The sequence below is a fragment of the Vibrio sp. 1CM23M genome, assembly GCF_023161755.1.
GTDB classification, from domain to species: Bacteria; Pseudomonadota; Gammaproteobacteria; order Enterobacterales; family Vibrionaceae; genus Vibrio; species Vibrio coralliirubri.
Map to the genome: position 1 here is coordinate 75,803 of NZ_JALNTR010000003.1, position 17,054 is coordinate 92,856.

15 protein-coding genes are annotated in these 17,054 nt (G+C 43.2%); 8 read left to right on the plus strand and 7 right to left on the minus strand.

Features of this window, described 5'->3' with window-relative positions; genetic code table 11:
* Positions 1–646 precede the first annotated feature (646 nt).
* Both MSG35_RS11345 and MSG35_RS11350 read right to left on the minus strand, forming a co-directional pair.
* Positions 647–1,126, minus strand: a complete 480-nt coding sequence (locus tag MSG35_RS11345) for a type II secretion system protein (RefSeq protein ID WP_248383951.1) — start codon at positions 1,124–1,126, stop codon at positions 647–649.
* Positions 1,127–1,376: 250 nt separating this feature from the next.
* Positions 1,377–3,383, minus strand: a complete 2,007-nt coding sequence (locus tag MSG35_RS11350) for an EAL domain-containing protein (protein ID WP_248383952.1) — start codon at positions 3,381–3,383, stop codon at positions 1,377–1,379.
* A gap of 566 nt (positions 3,384–3,949) precedes the next feature.
* On the opposite strand from MSG35_RS11350, the gene MSG35_RS11355 reads away from it, so the two are divergent.
* Positions 3,950–4,639, plus strand: a complete 690-nt coding sequence (locus MSG35_RS11355) for a response regulator transcription factor (protein WP_029405609.1) — start codon at positions 3,950–3,952, stop codon at positions 4,637–4,639.
* Positions 4,632–5,981: a HAMP domain-containing sensor histidine kinase gene (locus tag MSG35_RS11360; RefSeq protein WP_248383953.1), complete on the plus strand. Its 1,350-nt coding sequence runs from the start codon at positions 4,632–4,634 to the stop codon at positions 5,979–5,981. The genes MSG35_RS11355 and MSG35_RS11360 overlap by 8 nt, the downstream gene beginning before the upstream one ends.
* 125 nt (positions 5,982–6,106) lie before the next feature.
* On the opposite strand, the gene MSG35_RS11365 is transcribed toward MSG35_RS11360, so the two are convergent.
* Positions 6,107–6,643 carry a GNAT family protein gene (locus tag MSG35_RS11365; protein ID WP_248383954.1) on the minus strand — a complete coding sequence of 179 codons (537 nt, stop codon included), beginning with the start codon at positions 6,641–6,643 and terminating at the stop codon, positions 6,107–6,109.
* Positions 6,644–6,869: 226 nt separating this feature from the next.
* Between MSG35_RS11365 and MSG35_RS11370 the strand changes: the two genes are divergently transcribed.
* On the plus strand, positions 6,870–8,135 hold the full coding sequence (locus MSG35_RS11370; protein ID WP_248383955.1) for an HD-GYP domain-containing protein: 1,266 nt from the start codon (positions 6,870–6,872) through the stop codon (positions 8,133–8,135).
* 133 nt (positions 8,136–8,268) lie between these two features.
* Here the strand turns inward: MSG35_RS11370 and MSG35_RS11375 are convergent, their stop codons facing one another.
* The 4 genes from MSG35_RS11375 to MSG35_RS11390 all read right to left on the minus strand — a co-directional run bounded on the left by MSG35_RS11375 (position 8,269) and on the right by MSG35_RS11390 (position 11,012).
* Positions 8,269–8,718 carry a PTS sugar transporter subunit IIA gene (locus MSG35_RS11375; protein WP_017070990.1) on the minus strand — a complete coding sequence of 150 codons (450 nt, stop codon included), beginning with the start codon at positions 8,716–8,718 and terminating at the stop codon, positions 8,269–8,271.
* A complete protein-coding gene (locus tag MSG35_RS11380) occupies positions 8,715–9,971 on the minus strand; it encodes a PTS ascorbate transporter subunit IIC (protein WP_048612870.1) in 1,257 nt (418 codons plus the stop codon). The genes MSG35_RS11375 and MSG35_RS11380 overlap by 4 nt, the downstream gene beginning before the upstream one ends.
* Before the next feature lie 10 nt (positions 9,972–9,981).
* Positions 9,982–10,251: a PTS sugar transporter subunit IIB gene (locus tag MSG35_RS11385; RefSeq protein ID WP_017064872.1), complete on the minus strand. Its 270-nt coding sequence runs from the start codon at positions 10,249–10,251 to the stop codon at positions 9,982–9,984.
* A 284-nt stretch (positions 10,252–10,535) separates the two neighbouring features.
* Positions 10,536–11,012 (minus strand): hypothetical protein, encoded by a 477-nt coding sequence (locus MSG35_RS11390; protein ID WP_048609093.1) that lies wholly within the window; start codon positions 11,010–11,012, stop codon positions 10,536–10,538.
* Between the two features lie 422 nt (positions 11,013–11,434).
* Here MSG35_RS11390 and MSG35_RS11395 point away from each other — a divergent pair, with 422 nt between their 5' ends.
* The 5 genes from MSG35_RS11395 to MSG35_RS11415 all read left to right on the plus strand — a co-directional run bounded on the left by MSG35_RS11395 (position 11,435) and on the right by MSG35_RS11415 (position 17,053).
* Positions 11,435–12,055, plus strand: a complete 621-nt coding sequence (locus tag MSG35_RS11395; RefSeq protein ID WP_248383956.1) for a hypothetical protein — start codon at positions 11,435–11,437, stop codon at positions 12,053–12,055.
* 445 nt (positions 12,056–12,500) lie between these two features.
* Entirely contained in the window at positions 12,501–13,709 is a 1,209-nt protein-coding gene (locus tag MSG35_RS11400) for a NupC/NupG family nucleoside CNT transporter (RefSeq protein ID WP_017060598.1), read from the plus strand.
* 301 nt (positions 13,710–14,010) lie between these two features.
* Positions 14,011–14,280: a hypothetical protein gene (locus MSG35_RS11405; RefSeq protein ID WP_017060599.1), complete on the plus strand. Its 270-nt coding sequence runs from the start codon at positions 14,011–14,013 to the stop codon at positions 14,278–14,280.
* A gap of 113 nt (positions 14,281–14,393) precedes the next feature.
* Positions 14,394–15,827 (plus strand): TolC family protein, encoded by a 1,434-nt coding sequence (locus tag MSG35_RS11410; protein ID WP_248383957.1) that lies wholly within the window; start codon positions 14,394–14,396, stop codon positions 15,825–15,827.
* Positions 15,824–17,053, plus strand: coding sequence for an efflux RND transporter periplasmic adaptor subunit (locus tag MSG35_RS11415; RefSeq protein ID WP_248383958.1), 1,230 nt, complete (start codon positions 15,824–15,826; stop codon positions 17,051–17,053). The genes MSG35_RS11410 and MSG35_RS11415 overlap by 4 nt, the downstream gene beginning before the upstream one ends.
* Position 17,054: the final 1 nt, after the last annotated feature.

Below are 17,054 nucleotides of genomic sequence, written 5' to 3' on the forward strand. Positions count from 1 at the left end.
ATTTATAAATGAAAGCCAATGATTTACAAGGGGTAAAGGGGATTTATCCATTTGTTTTGGTATTTATCCATTTCACAGCTTCTACTCGGCGTGTTTAGTGACTGGATTTAGAGGTTTCTAATGTAGCTTCTGGTGATATTCATTCAGCTTATCGATGTGTCAGATTTATCAGAATTTTTCAGGATAAAATTAAATTATGTCAGTTTATGTGATATTAATATAATTTAAACGGCTTATTGTTTTGGTGATTTAATTAAAGTGATCAATGATAGAATTAATTATATTTGTTGAATAATTGACTTTAATTTATTCTGTTAAGAAATTTAAATAATGAAACTTTAAGGTGGGATATTTAAAATAGGGAAAGGATGATGTTTATCATGAGGTGTTGATTAAAGGATTTTAATGGGATTATCATGGACACATGTATCAAACATGTGTCCATGTAAATATTCATCGGCTAGTGATGAAAATAAGATATGAATGAGGTTGGTGTTATACCATGAGCACTACCTAAAAGTGTAAGCAGTAACAAGTTAGAACAATTAGTGTTATTTTTGAGCAAATGTTAGCGTAACCACATGATATTCAAAGATCTGTTGCGGTGGTTTTGTGTTAACTATGAAAGCGTGCAATCGTTGAGTATTTAACATGCACCATCAAGCACCACGATTTGTGGTTCTTTTTCTGGCTGATAAAGCACCTGACAAAAGTCTCCTTCTGGCAAATAGGTGTAGTTTTCGGTGTCGAAAGAGATGGCGGCTACTCTTTCTGCATTGCTGCCAGAGTCTACTTCTTTGTTGATGACATGAAGCTCTGTTGCGTCGATATTGAGCAGTCTTCTTAACGAATCAACATAGGCGATTGGATAACCATGGCAGACGTAGTAGGTTTCAATCTCCGTCTTTTCAACATAGTTGCATTCATCCTCAACGCCAGCAATCGCTGACTTCGCGTAGATCATATCGATACCCGTGCGAAGGTTACCAGCCACATCGTGTATTTTACTCGCACGAGCACTTCCTTGAACGTCTAAGAATTTGACCATAGCTGTCGCCGAAACGATCGCTAAAATTAATACAGAGATGATGAGCTCTAAGAGAGTGAAGCCGTTTTGTCTGTTCATGGTTACCGATTATTTGCTCTGCTAAAGGGACGGAATGAGGGTAATCTAAATACCAGAGTCATTACAGTTAGTGGGTATAATGGTTTGGTGTTTTATTGTGTGAATTTATAAGGAATCTTCTTTATAAACAATAGCTTAATTATTTTTGCTTACTGTTAAACGCTATGTAAGCATACGTAAGCGTGCACACCCACAGCAGCCGATTGTTTACGAAATATTAAAACGACTTAATTTATTGATAAATAAGTCTTTAATTGTAGGATTGTCGACCACTCAAAAACTGACTTTCGACTTCATTTGAGGGAATTGGCTTACTAAATAAAAATCCCTGAAGATACTCGTATCCACAATCGATTAAGAACGCTTTTTGCGTTTCGGTTTCGACACCTTCAGCAACCACTTTTAACCCCAATTTTTCACAGATAGCGTGGGTGGCTTGGACAATCGCTTTGCTCCCTTTGTGTGAACCGTGGACAAAGCTTTTATCGAGTTTCACGGTGCTAATCGGTAAGTCATGCAACATCGACAGTGACGAGTAGCCTGTGCCAAAGTCATCAAGGTGAAGTTCAACACCCAATTTAGAAATATCGCTTAATGCTTGCCTGACTTCACCGTGCTTGAAGATCATGGAAGATTCGGTGATCTCAAGGGCGATGCTTTGAGGTTGGATATTATAGAAGTTCAACATTGCTAATAGCTGCTCGGCAAAGGTAGCGTGCATCTGAATACTCGAAATATTGATACTCATCATCAACTCACTATCAAACTCTCGTTGCCATATAGATAGCTGTTTGAGTGCAGAGTTAAGAACCCATTTCCCGAGCGGCACAATCTGCCCTGTCTCCTCCGCTAAGCTAATAAACTCATCAGGGCCGATGTTACCTAGCTCTTTGTCCGACCATCGAAGCAAGGCTTCAAACCCTTTTACCTTGTCGCTGTAGGTGTTCATGATCGGTTGGTAGTGAAGGTTGAGATCGTCGTTTTCGATGGCGCGTGCCAGTCGGTGGCGGATCTCTACTTTGCGATGCAGGGTTTGCGCTAAGTCTGGGGTAAACGTTTGGAAGCGGTTTCGACCATTCGCTTTAGCAAGATGCATCGCCATACCCGCTTGCTTTAGCAATGTTTCTTGGTCAACCGCGTTATCAGGGAAATGCGCGGTACCTATGCTGCAACCGACAGACAAGCTGCCGATGCCTCTGATATGGAAACTTCGGTTTAATGCATCAATGATACGAGAGCAGAGTAGTGGGATATTTTGATTTCGGCAGGTGTGGGCAATCACAATGAATTCGTCGCCACCAAATCGCCCGATCATGCATTTCTCATCAACCAACTGTTTAAGGCGTTCACCAACCTGTTTGAGTAGTTGGTCTCCGACAGTATGCCCATAAGTGTCATTAACTAATTTGAAGCCATCAAGGTCGACAAACATCAATTCAAACGGTGAGCGATAGGCAATGCTGGTTTCTAGAAGGTTGGTGATGCCACGGCGATTATATAGCTCCGTTAAACAGTCGTGTTCTGCGTTGTACCTGGCTTTTATCAGTTTCTCTTTTTGCTTAGTTGTGCAGGTAAGGTTTAACAGCAATTCGCTTTTATCAAAGAGCCACTTTCCTTGCACATCAAAATGGTGTGTCTTGCCATCTATTTCGCAGCTGACTTCTTCTAATATCTCTCGGCCTTTACGCACGGTAAACAGCCATTGTGCTGCTGTCTCTTCACTTGAAACGAAGTCGGATAGGGTGCTAAACGGTGAGCCATAGTTGTGAAAAAATGCGGAGTTAGCACTCACTACGCTTCCCGACTTATCAAATAGAAGGGAGAGGTTTGCACCATCAGAGCAAGCGAGATCGTGCCTTAAACTGCCTTCTTCAGCGACGACTTGTACCAGCATGCCTGTTCTACCGTCCGGCAGTGGGATCCCAGAAAACAGACATAATGCACGCTTCGAAATGTAGTTGGGAGTGAAGTTCCACCATGTCTTGATGCTTTCGTTGCGTAGAAATTGCCTTTGGTACTCTTCCAATGTCGCTTCGATTGCTTTTGACATCTCGACACTAAAGTCGCGTGATGTCAGCTCAAATAGAGATTCAGACTCCCACAGAGGAAGGGCGCTGCTGTTTGCCCAACTTATTCTCTTATTATCAATGTCATATATCCAAATTGGACACTGGAGATGCTCGAAGGGTTGATAACTTGTCATCATATTGAACTCGGTGAACTGATATTTTGGTCGAACAGCAACGACCGAAATCATGTGTTCGGTTGTCGCGTATCAAATTGAATTCTGGTTTTTAACCGTCAGTAGAAGACGTGATTAATGCTTATATGGATTCAATCTATTGGCTAGCTGAATGGTACGTGAAGAAGCTTTCGCTTAACAGGCGTTGTCGTGTGCTCAACAATGGAAAACACTGGTGAACTAATAAGGTAATCGATTTCTTTTGATTGTAAGTTCATTTGATCGGTTTTTTAGGCCGCTAATCTATTCATTTTTAGTGCTATTAACTGATATGTACTGGATATGTGGGTAGTTGATTTGATTGGGTTTTGTAAACACCTCAAATGTAAGTGCGCGTAAGAAAATAAAGCAAATGTAAGCGGGTGGTAGGCGATTAAAACACAGCAAATAATGTGCTCTGAAGGAGGAAACCTTGATAAACCAAGGCGCACCGGTTGTTGGTTCTCTATTCTGTAAACGTGTATGTACAAAAGTGATTACTATGTTTTGCGTACGGTAAATGTAGGGCTCTGATTCCAACATTGATGATCTATGACCAGTATATATACTGCCTTCGCTTTTAATAAATACTGGTGATAGGAATGTCGAAAACCAAAGTGCTCATTGTTGAAGATGACCAAGAGATAGCTCGTCTAACGACGCTTTACCTCGAAGCTGAAGGTTACAATGTTAGCGTTGTTCATGAAGGGAACTTGGCACTTGAAGCGATCCGCAGTATTGAACCTGATTTAGTGCTGTTGGACTTGATGCTTCCAGGGATGAGCGGCGCGCAAATTTGCCGTCAAGCCCGTGAGTTTTACAATGGAATGATTTTAGTGCTAACGGCTTCCGCCGATGAAATGAGCGAGGTCAGCTTGTTTAAATTTGGTGCGGACGATTACGTTGCCAAACCGATTCGTGGCCATGCCTTGTTAGCGCGAATTGAAGCGTTATTGCGTCGAGCGACTCCCGTAACAACTGCGCAAGAAACTACGGCTGAAAAACAGTGCGATATTGTAATCAACAGCTCTGCTCAAAGTGCCACGCTCTACGGCCAAAACCTTAAGCTTACTTCTGCTGAATTTGAAATCTTAAACCTTCTCGTTAATAACATCTGTCAGGTCGTGACTCGAGACCAGTGCTGTCAGTTATTTAGAGGGATAGATTACGCGTTCAACGACCGCTCGATTGATATGCGCGTGTCTGGGTTACGCCGAAAGCTGCGCATTCACGCAAAAGACAAACAGTTGATTCGTACGGTTCGCAACAAGGGGTACATGCTGGTTGCGTAAGTTCATTGCTACGAAGCTTCGCTCGGTTTCGATGTTTGCTCGCTTATACCTTGGGATTGTGACTGGGATGTCGGCAACGATATTTTTTTTCTTGAACCTTGGTGAGGGGCACATGCGACGCACCGAGATTGAAACCTTCCTCAATGATGGCATCTACTTTGTGGAGCAGTATGTTCGTCAACACAATCAAGAAAATTCACTCTATAAAGAGCTCGATAGAACAGGCTACCAACAATTTTATATCTTCAATTTACGCCTGTTGGAGAATTGGTCGGGCGAGGCGCCTTGCCAACAATGTGAGTTATACACAACCTTAAACGGTGTGCCGATATATCTAAGTGATGACAACCTCTATTCGGCCGTGTTTCAGCTACCAAACTCTAAATTTAGTTTTGGATTCAGTGAGGTAGGGGACTTTTTCTCTCCTGACATTGAATGGTATGAGGATTCAGAACGCCACTTTTTGTTAGGGCTGTTATTGGCTGTGATTGTGGCGATTGGAGCAAGTGTTTACTTACCTGTGAGGCGTTTTCAAGAGAGAATAGAGTTGCTCGTCGAGAAGCAGAAACAGTTTGGTAAGGGCAAGCTTAGTACTCGATCTGACATGGACGACATCCATCCTGTTTCTGATTTGGCCAGCAGTTTTAACTTCATGGCTGAAGAGATTGAGAGCAAAGTAAAACAAAGTCATATCTTCGCTCAAGCTATCCCACACGAAGTACGAACTCCGTTAAGTCGTATTCAGCTGGCGACCGATATATTAAGAAGGGGAGCACCCGATAATCATCAGGTTCTTTTCGATGACATTGATACCTACATTGAGGATATCAACGAGCTCACGTCAGAAATCATCATGCTTTCGAAGTTGAATGTCATGGATAACTCTTTCTTTGAACTCGTTAAAGTGACCTCCGATCTTCGTGAGTATTGCCTAGACCGAATTCGTTACTCGAAACTAGAGAATGCCACCTTTGAATCTAAGGTACAGCTAGAGTGCAAGATTAAGTGTGACTGTTCAATGGCGCGCTTGGTGTTCGATAACGTTCTCAAGAATGCTGGCAATTACACACAAGACAAAGTGTGGATGACGTTAGATGAGAACTCAGAAAACTGGCTGGTGGTGATTGAAGATAATGGTTCTGGAATACCGGAGAATAAGCGTGATGAGGTATTTCTACCGTTCTCTCGATTAGATTCAAGCAGAACGTTGACCACCGGTGGATTGGGATTAGGCCTCGCGATTGCTCTATCTGCGGCTAAAAAGCTTTCTTGGGATATCAAAATCGACGACAGCAACTATGGTGGTGCCAAGTTCAGTATCGTGATTCCTAAGATCGCATAAGATGGAGCCTTAAGAGCTGTTCAGGCTCGTCAAATAATAAAGCCACGGACTTAATACCGTGGCTTTTTCATATTCCGATTTACAAGCGAGTGACCGCTTAGTTACTACTGCTTAGAGCTTAGAGCTTAGAGCTTAGAGCGATGAAGGCCATAAATAGCGTGGTCAACGATGCGACCATTCAAGTTTTCGTTACGCGTGATGATACCTTCTAACGTGAAATGTAAGCGCTCACAAACCTTACGGCTGCTTTGGTTACCGGTTGCGGCTGATATCTCTACCTTTTCCATATCTAACTCATTGAAAGCAATATCAATCAGCTTCTGGACAACGCGCGTCACAATCCCCTTTCCTTGGTATGTCTCAGATAACCAATAACCTATGGTCACCTTTTGCTTATCATGATCAATAGTATTGAAACTACAGTTACCGACGACCTTGTCTCGATACACGATTGCACAAGTCATGCTTTTCCCTTCGGCATAATCGTGTAGCGAGCGTTGGATGAAGATCCTAAAATCTTGCTCGGTTTTACAATGTGGCGGCCACACGAGCCATTGGCTTAGGTACTCATTCTGGCTTTGTGAGATTTCCGCGTAGTGAGAAGCGAAGCTCTCTTCAACCAATGCGATGGAGAGTTCGTTGTCGATAACCGTTTTAAACATGTCTTTCCTTTTCTTATGGCTGCTTATTAAAGCGAATCTTAGTCGGCAGGCTATAATGTCGCATGATTTTTAATATGCAACCACTTGTAGCACGGATTTTTCGTGATACGTTAGATCTATCACGAAACTCATTAAACCTTACAATAGTTGTGTATATAATCATTAGCTATGCATTAGTATTAGCAGCCTAAATATATAAAAACTATAAAAATGCTAGGCTTAAATAATGAATCAACATTGCCAGGACGTGACCGTAGACCTAAGGAAGGCTCTATTCGGTATTGCTAAGGCGCTTGATAACGTCGGTTTCGAAAGTAAAAATCATGGACAGAGAGTGGGCTACATCGCGTATCGATGTGCTCTGAGTGTGGGGTGGGAAGAAGAGCAAGCGCAGCTCGCATTTTCGTTAGGCTTGATTCACGACTGTGGTGTCTCGCAAATTGATGAACAGCTCAGCTTAACGTCTGGGTTTGTACCCGACTCAAGCTATCACCATTGTCAAAAGGGCTACCAAATATTAAAAGAGTGCCCAGTTCTTTCTATATTCGCTAAGCCGGTTCTTTATCATCATACTCCGTGGTCTGAGCTAAAGGCTATTCATATCAGCGAGTTAGAAAGAGAGCTAGCTGCCATCGTGATGCTTGCCGATAGGGTCGATTATCTATACGGCATAACCTCTTCTGATCGTTATGGAAACCTAACACCCGATGGCAAAGCAAGCATCATTGAACGTTTGACTGAACAAGCGGATGAGATGTTCGAAACCAACCTTGTGCAACACATGTGTGAGTTGGTCGATCTGGATGATTTCTGGTTTTCTATGGAGATCCCATACATCGAGAACATGAGGGATAATTTTGAGCCTGTGCCATTCTTCTCCCAACAGATGTCGCTGGATGAGACGGTGGCCTTTGCCGAATTTATTGCCAACGTTGTTGATACCAAAAGTTCGTTTACCTTTAAGCACTCTTTGAAGGTTGGGCAGCTTTCAGAATACCTCGCTAAACAATTGGGCTATTCATACACCACTCAGCGCAAACTCTATCTGGCTGGGTTGGTCCATGATATCGGTAAACTGCAAACCCCTAATGACATCCTGCATAAACCGGATTTACTCACTGAAGAAGAGTATTGCTGTATTAAACGCCATGCAACGGACACTCGATTCGCATTGCAGGAGTTGTTCAGTTCACCTCAGGTTTGTCAGTGGGCATCTAATCATCATGAAAGGTTAGATGGCTCGGGTTACCCGATGGGCAAAACGGCTGAAGAGCTGGATCAACCCAGTCGAATTGTTGCTGTAGTGGATGTGTTTCAAGCGCTAACTCAGTCTCGCCCTTATCGTGCAGGTATGACGTTAGAAGAAACACTCGCTATTTTGACGGACCACGTTGATAACTTTAAGTTGGATCGAGAAGTGTTTGAGTGCCTTAATAAACACGCGCAATATTGCTTTGAATTATCGACCGATAAAAGAATGTACGCGTTTTAACGCCACTGAATGCTTTCGAGGTGTGATGCCCTAACTCATACTCGGTCGAAATGACTAAACACCAGAAACAGAAAAGCGATAGCCGAGGCTATCGCTTTTTTAATGGGGGCTTATCAGGATCTTTAGATCGAGATTAGTATCGCTTTAAGATCTCGATGATCGCTTGCTCAGTTTCCGCTGCGATAATGGCATCAATGTCATCATCATTTTGGAACAATTCTGATAGCGCCATAATCGTATGGATGTGGCTATCTGAGTCCATCGCTGCCAGAGTAATCGAAAGGTAAACGTCACCGTTGTCTTCTGACTCTAAATCAACACCCTTTTTGAATACCGTTACTTGCAGTGATGCTTCGTTCACACCATCTTCAGGGCGAGCATGAGGCATCGCAATCTTTGGTGCCAGAACATAGTACGCGCCGATGTCCTTGTGCTTTTGCTTGATAGCTTCAACATAGCTTGCTTCGATTTTGTTGCTTGCTAGCAGTGTTGAACAGGTCACATCAATCGCTGCATCAACCGTTAGGTTTTCTTCAGAGTTGATGATAACGCCTTGGTTACCAATTAAATCGAATAAGCTCATGAAACAATCCACCCTAGGATAAGACCAACAACACCGAAGTCGAAGTCAGCAAATGTTGTCGCTTCAAGACCAAGGCCACCCAGTACTGGAAGCAGTAGCATTGGTAGGAAAGAGATACATAGACCTTGCGTGAATGAACCTAGAATTGCACCACGTAGACCGCCTGTCGCATTACCGTAAACGCCTGCTGCACCACCTACGAAGAAGTGTGGAACGACGCCAGCTACTATGATTGTCCAGCCAAGTGCACCTTGAACTGCCATTGCTAGTAGACCAGCAGCGAAAGAACAAAGGAAACCGATAAGTACCGCGTTTGGTGCTACAGGGAATACCATAGGGCAGTCTAGAGCAGGTTTTGCGCCCGGTACGAGTTTGTCAGAGATACCTTTGAATGCAGGAACGATTTCAGCAATCAGCATCTTCACACCTTGCAGTACGATGTATACACCACCGGCAAACACAAGAGACTGCATGAAGGTGAATACTACCCAGTTTTGACCGCCTGATACTGTTTCAACAAAGTCACCGCCAGCAACAATAGAAGCAAACATAAAGAAGATGGCCATTGTTGTTGCTACAGCGACGGGCGTGTCACGCAAGAACATTAGGCTTTTAGGTACGTTGATGTCTTCTGTTGATTTTGAAGTGTCACCAAACTTGCTACCAATGTAACCCGATACTAAGTACGAGAATGTTGAGAAGTGACCCATCGCCAGCTGATCAGTACCCATCACTTTCTCTGTGTATTTTTGAGCAAGTGCAGGCATGATAACCATCAGTGAACCCACAATGATCGAGCCGATTGCAACGAGAGCAGTGCCTTCAATGTTAGCTGTAGACAGGATTACCGCTACCAGCATAGACATGAACATTGTGTGGTGACCCGTTAAGAAAATATATTTTAAAGGAGTAATACGAGCCAATAAAATATTCACAACGAATGCGAAGAACATAATTAGAGCCATTTCATAACCGAATGCTTCTTGTGCTAATGCAACAATTGCTTCGTTATTTGGAATAACACCACTTACGCCGAATGCTTCAGTAAATACAACTGAGAAGTTATTTAGTGCACCAACAAGAGCGCCAGCACCAAAACCTAAAATTAGGAAACCCATTACGGTTTTAATTGTGCCTTTTAGAATGGTAGAAACATCTGCTTTTTGTGCAACTAGGCCAATAAAAGCAATTAAACCTACCATGATCGCCGGCTCTTTTAATAAGCCGAGCATGAACTCGAAAAAGTTTTGCATAATTTTGACCTTACATGAAAGTTTTTAGTTGTTCTTCAATTGATGCTTTGTCAAAAATATTTTTAAGGCTGATGATGTTCTCTTTACCAGCGTCTTTTAGTTGGTTTGCAACGTCTGTTGCTGCAACCCAAATATCCGCATTGCTTGATGCTGCAGATGATAGATCTTCGTGATCAACTTCTGCTTCGAAACCGATTTTTTTAGCGACTTCTTTTACTGCCATTTCCATCATTAGAGAAGTACCAAGGCCGTTACCGCAAACTACAAGAATCTTTTTCATAATATTTGTCTCAATTGGATTTTAGGGGTTGAGAAACTTCGTTCTCTTATTGTGTGAGAGCATAGTAATGGAAATATTCAGATTTCAATAAGATCTCCATCACAAAGATAAAATGAGATTGTGATGGAGATCTCGTTAATTTGTAGTAAAGATCCAGAGTGAGACTTTGATCAAATTTAACTTTTCACTCGAATATGCAACGTATTTTATTGAGAAAGGCGGGCTTAATTAATTTTTATATCAGAATATAAATCTATAGAGGCTTTATTGTAGAAAATAGAGAATTAATCGTATCGACCGTAGTCAGTAAGCATTTTCTTAAGCATGCTATTAACGTCTTTGGTCTTTTTATTTCTTTTAGTCAGTTGGCTAAGAGAGGTTGGTTTTGGTGAGGCAACATTTTCACTGTCGACTTCTTCAGTTTTATCTTTCATTTTCTGTACGGCAGGCAATAACATTCTAATTTCTTCGTTATTGGCATTGGTCAGTACCACAATATTTTCAGATTCAACTTGAGTAATGGTTAATATCCCGTGTTTAACCGATTCAACCTTTTCACCAATCATAATTGATTCAGGCGCAACAGAACGATCGGTGAGTTGACCTGTACGTAATTTCGCCGCACTAATAGCGCGGATATTTCCGGTATTTTCAAACGCGACAATAACAGTATAGGTATTATAATACTCAACTACTGTCACATAGCCGTGTCTATTTGTTTTGAATCTAGCTCCATTGTTCATGTCGTGCGGAGCTTCCATTTTCTTCACGTGTTTCCTCTCTTAGTCTCAATGGCTGTTATATCTAATCAGCTCTATTGGTATTTTATAGATAATTATTTGGTGAGATCATACAAAGTATATACGCATCTAAACTTAAGATGAATCTTGAAGTCTCGGGAAATGAGGCAGAGCACAGAAAAGTAGTAAGAATCACACAGAATTAACCCAGAGGTTACTCAGTGCCCTACATAGGTTGAACATGTTCTGTTCATTTCACAATTTTCATTTACAAGACTCTGTTACTTAAAAATTTATTGGCTGATGACTCAATAAATTTAACCCGATGTGTGAGCGAATTTATATAAATAACAATTATATAAAATATTGATTTGATGAATGTTTACTCATTAAGTCAATTTTTGTTAGAACAGCCTATTCAAAACAATAAGATAGGTAAATCTATGAAAAAACTCGTCAGTTTACTGCTCGCTGCAGTATCGTTAGGGCTTTCTGGTTGTGCAACGGTATTAACAGCAGAACAAAGTGCGCCTCAACTTAATGAAGTTCCACAGGAAAAAGCGTTGACCGTCGCTGTAATCGATAAGAGACCATACGTTCTCGATCATGATAAAGAGCCAAAATTTGAGGGAATTATTCGCAGTTCGTTAGGTATTCCTTATACCTACAACACGGCGACACAGCAGCCAATGTCTCAATTTTTGACTGACAGATTGGTCGCAGGCCTGAAAAAACAGCAAGTAGCTGTTGAGTCGGTTGAGACGACGCCTGAAGAGGATATCACCAAGGTTGCTGAGCAGATGAAAGCATTCGACAACAAATCGATGATGTTTGTCTTGAATGAGTGGAAGTATGACTTCCACGCATTTGCGGATAACTCTTGGTACAACGTTAATGTGATGATCTATGATGAAGCAGGTAATAAGCTACTCAGCAAAAATTTCCAAGGCGAGAATGATGTACCTGATGGTGGTGCAATCATCAATGAGATGCAACTGATCTACAAACAGCGTTTTGAAGAGATATTCCGAGATGCTGAAGTGAAAAATGCCCTGCTAAACTAGTTATTCTCACTTTGATCTCATATTTTGAAAAAGCCACTCTCTGTGGCTTTTTGTTTTAATGATGTTTTTTTTTGCATTATTTCTTGCTGGAAAAATGAATTATTGCGAGAAGTAGTTCGATTTGTACATTTTATGACCGCGCGATCGTTTGCGTTAAAAAATGTGATGAAAGTCTCACTTAACTGTTTATACTTCTTTTCCGGTTTTAAGCCGGTGCTTAGCCAATACAAGCCGTCACATGGATATGTGAATGACCCCACGGACCGGACCAGCTACGTTCCACTGCTTGTATAAGGTGATTTTTTACATGAACAACTCGTTGTTACATTCGCTAACCCTGTTAGCTCCTTCATCGCGTAGCGTTTTGCTTGCGGTTCTTTGTCCTGTTCCTTTGATGTCATTTGCTTGGCTCATGTTCACTCTTTAAGGATTACTAGGACACATTATGAATATTCTATTTGGTTTTGTCGGTGTTCTTGCACTGATTGCTTGCGCGTACCTGCTATCTGAAAGTCGTTCTTCAATTAACTGGAAAACGGTCTCTCGTGCACTATTACTTCAAATCGGTTTTGCAGCCTTAGTATTGTATTTCCCATGGGGACAATTGGCGCTAACAAGCCTAAGCAATGGTGTTTCTAGCCTGCTTGGTTTTGCAGACGTTGGTATCGCATTCCTTTTCGGTGACCTTGCTACTGAAGGCTTCATTTTCGCGGTTCGCGTGCTTCCAATCATTATCTTCTTCAGTGCTTTGATTTCTGCGCTTTATTACTTAGGCGTTATGCAAAAAGTGATTCAAATCTTGGGCGGAGCGGTGCAAAAACTGCTGGGTACAAGTAAAGCTGAATCTCTGGTTGCTACAGGTAATATCTTCCTTTCTCAGGGTGAGTCTCCTCTTCTTATTCGTCCCTTTTTAAAGTCTATGACTCGTTCGGAACTGTTTGCTGTAATGGCAGGTGGTATGGCGTCGGTAGCGGGTAGCGTACTTGGTGGTTATGCTGGCCTTGGTGTTGAGCTTAAATACCTTATCGCTGCAAGCTTTATGGCCGCTCCGGGTAGCCTGTTGATGGCGAAGATCATCGTTCCTGAGCGCAGCACACCAAGTGATTACGACCATATCGAACTAGATAAAGCTGACCAAAGCAACGTGATTGATGCATTGGCAAGCGGCGCGATGAACGGTATGAAGGTTGCGGTAGCGGTTGGTACAATGTTGGTTGCCTTCGTGAGTGTGATTGCGATGGTCAACACTGGCCTAGAAAGCCTAGGCGAAACGTTCGGTTTTGCGGGCATTACGCTGCAAGCTATCTTTGGTTACCTGTTCTCGCCTCTTGCATGGCTAATCGGTATCCCGAGTGATGAAGTATTGATGGCAGGTTCTTACATCGGTCAGAAGATCGTAATGAATGAGTTTGTTGCTTTCATCGACTTCGTTGAGAACAAAGCTTTACTATCTGAACACAGCCAAGTAATCGTGACTTTTGCTCTATGTGGCTTTGCTAACATTGGTTCTATCGCGATTCAGTTAGGTTCAATCGGTGTTATGGCACCAGAGCGCCGTGCTGAAGTGGCAAACTTAGGTTTGAAAGCTGTAGCTGCTGGTACGCTAGCAAACCTAATGAGTGCATGTTTAGCGGGTATTTTTATCTTGCTTTAAGCTAGATTCAGTTAAAGCGGGCACCTTGCTTACGGAGACAACGTAAGGAGGGTGTCCGCTTTTTTGTGCCTGTTAATCAGGCTAAATCTGGTTTTGGCCGTCGACTGTGATTTGTCTATAGTGAGTAAAAGCTCACTCGGAAGAGTAATAGAGCCAGTTCCTTTTATCCGATATACTTGAATATCATCAGGTTGCGATTAATAACATTCGGCTTCGATTGAGAATATTCGGTTTCGACTAAGCATATCCGCTTTCGACTAAGAACAATGGCAACCAAGCTAAATTAATCAAGGGTCTCTCCATGAACATTCGCGTTCTCATCGGTCTTATTGTTACCTTCATTGGCTTGTTTGCGATGGTTTACCTAATTGCTGGCGGCGCTCAGTTTCCTATCTACCAGTGGCCAAAAGAGGCTTACCTCGGTTTGGTGTTCAGCGTCGTTTGGGGGGCTGGCGTAGCAGCGTCTGTAGCGTATTTCTTCTCGGCATTGGTATTTGTCACGGTCGCCGTGGTTTGCTATGCGATCGGTTATAAAATTGGTGGGCTCTTTTCCAGCAAGTCAGAAGCGTAAGTCAGAAGTTTAAACGTACGCTTTTTGCATTTTCTTTGGGGTTAACGTTCGCCTTAACCCTCTCTTAACCCCCAGCTCGTTATCTTGTCTCCATTCTTACAGGAGACAAGAAGATGAAATTGAATCTTCCTTTAAAACATTCCCTTATTTCACTTGCTCTAATCGGATTGATGGGTTGCACGACAACCAGTCAGGCCGACTATGTTTCACTCGCTGAGCAAAGCACTAATCAGACACAACAAAGCTTACTCGCAGAGCTGATTCAACAGGCTTCTAGTGATCAAGCGTCGACTCGACAAGATCTAGACGCTGAAAACCTACAACTGACCGATTTAGTGAATGCACCGGAGCTCGATCTCTATATCGAGCGCGCTCTGCAGAACAGCCCAAGCCTCCAACAAAGCATTACAGCACTCAAAATAGCTTATGCGCAGCAAGGTGTAACTTCAGGTGAGCGCTTACCAACCGTCGATGCGAGCTTTTCTGGTCAAGCTGACGAAGGCACTAACGGCTCAAGCACGACTGAAACCTACACCACAGATGTCACGGTTGGTTGGGAACTCGATCTATGGCAGAAGCTTGCAGACACAAACAGCGCCGCTTTGAAAGACATTGCGACGTCTCAGGCTAACCTTCAGGGCGCTCAAGATCTTTTGGTCGCGAGTGTGATGAGAGGTTGGCTTGATATCAGTTGGAAGCAACAGCTTGTCGATATCGAATCGCAGCGTTTGGTGATTCTAGAAAACAATGAAGAACTGGTTTTAGAACGTTATCGCGCAGGGCTAGGTAGCCTTGAAGATCTAGATAATGCAAAAACGAGCAGCGCATCGACTCAAGCAACCTTAGCTGATTACCGTGAGCAGCTTGCACAAAGTCGACGTGAGTTGGTTTTGTTAACAGGGCAATGGAGTGGGGAGTCTGATGAGCTATCCCTTGCTGAGCTCGGTTCATTCCCAACCATCATTAATCCGCTAGATAACATGCCGACGCAAGATCTAGCCGGTCGTCCCGATCTTCAAGCGGCTTTCTTTAATATCGAAGCAGAAACTCTGCGTGCTGACGCGGCGTACAAAGCGATGCTGCCGTCGATCAGCTTATCTGCAAGCCTAACCGATATGGCGGATTCTCCGAGCGAAGCGTTGCTTACCGGGCCTTTATGGAGTGCGCTTGGCCAAGTGTCTGCACCCCTGTTTCAAGGTGGCAAGCTAAAAGCACAGGCAGAAATTGCAGATCTAACCACAGAAACCAGCTACTGGGCTTACCAAGAGACACTGCTCAATGCGGTGAATGAAGTGGAAAATGCAATGGGGCAAGAGTCCTCACTAACGCTTCAACAGCAACACCTAACGAACGCCTTGGTAAGCGCACAACGCAGCTTCACTAGCTATGAAGAGAAATATCGTCAGGGTTTAGTCGACATTTTTGATCTACTTACTGTTCAGCAGCAAACCTATGACCTTGAAGCGCAGTTAACACAAACCATTTATAACCGTCTCGTAAACCGAATTGATTTAGGCCTAGCTCTGGGCTTGGGAGTATCTTCATGAAACTGAACACCATCACAATTGCAATCACCTTAGTTGCTGGTTCAAGCATTTTTGCTGCCCTTGCTTACAACGGTTCACAAGTGGCTCCTGCTCCTCAAAAGACGAACGAACTAACGGTTTCAGAGCCTCAAGCTACGCCTATTCAAACCAAGTCTATTGATACGACGACTTTGCCTGCTTCACAACAACAGCAAGTCTCTGTGGTACTTGCCACTCTCGGTGACTACCAAGCAGAAGTGGTGGGTTACGGAGAAGCGAAGTCGCGTTACGAGCTGATGTTTTCGACGGAAGTTGGTGGCCGAGTAGAAACGATCAGCTCGCAGTTTGAAACTGGGCAAGTGATTGGCCAAGGTGAAGTGATCGCTAATATCGATTCGACTAGTTACCAACAAGCGGTAACCCAAGCGAAGGCAAATGTGGCTCAAGCTCAACTGGATTTGTTGGAAGAGCAGAGACAAGGCGAACAAGCTAAGTCTGAATGGCAACGATCTGGTTTGTCTGGCGAGCCGGATTCACCTTTAGTATTACGCGAACCACAACTGGCACAAGTAACCGCTGCCTTAGAGAACGCCAAGCTTGAATTGGTGAAGGCTGAACAAGACCTCGAAAAAACAACCTTGGTTGCCCCTTTTGATTCGTTGGTCGTGAGCCGTGATGTTCAACCGGGAAGCTACGCACAAACGGGCGCTCAGATAGCCACGTTATACAGCGTTGATGAGGTTGAAGTTTCTGTACCTCTTTCTGAAAGCCAATGGTTGAGCCTACCCAACAGCGATAACACGCAATTGAAAGAGCAGCCGTGGCCAGTGACTCTATCGAGTTCTGATGGTCAATTCCAATGGCAAGGTTATGTCGAGCGCGTTGAGCAGCATTTACAACAAGACACGCGTCAACGTTCATTGATCGTTAAAGTCGATAACCCTTTGGAGCAAGAGAAAGATCTTTATCCAGGCACGTTCGTGCAAGCAACGATCTCGGGTAAGCAACTAACTCAATTGTGGGAGCTTCCGGCTTCTGCACTTTCGCAACAAGGTGATCTGTGGTTTGTGGATGATAGCGGTCAACTTTCGAAATCAAACGCGAATGTTGAATTTGAAAAGGGTGGTTTGATTTACATCGATCCTACCAAACTGGGCGTGGAAATTGGCGACGGTGTTCAAGTGGTTAAGCGTCCGTTAAGCAGCTTTAAAGCGGGCATGGTCGTTCTGGCTAAGGCGGAGGATTAGT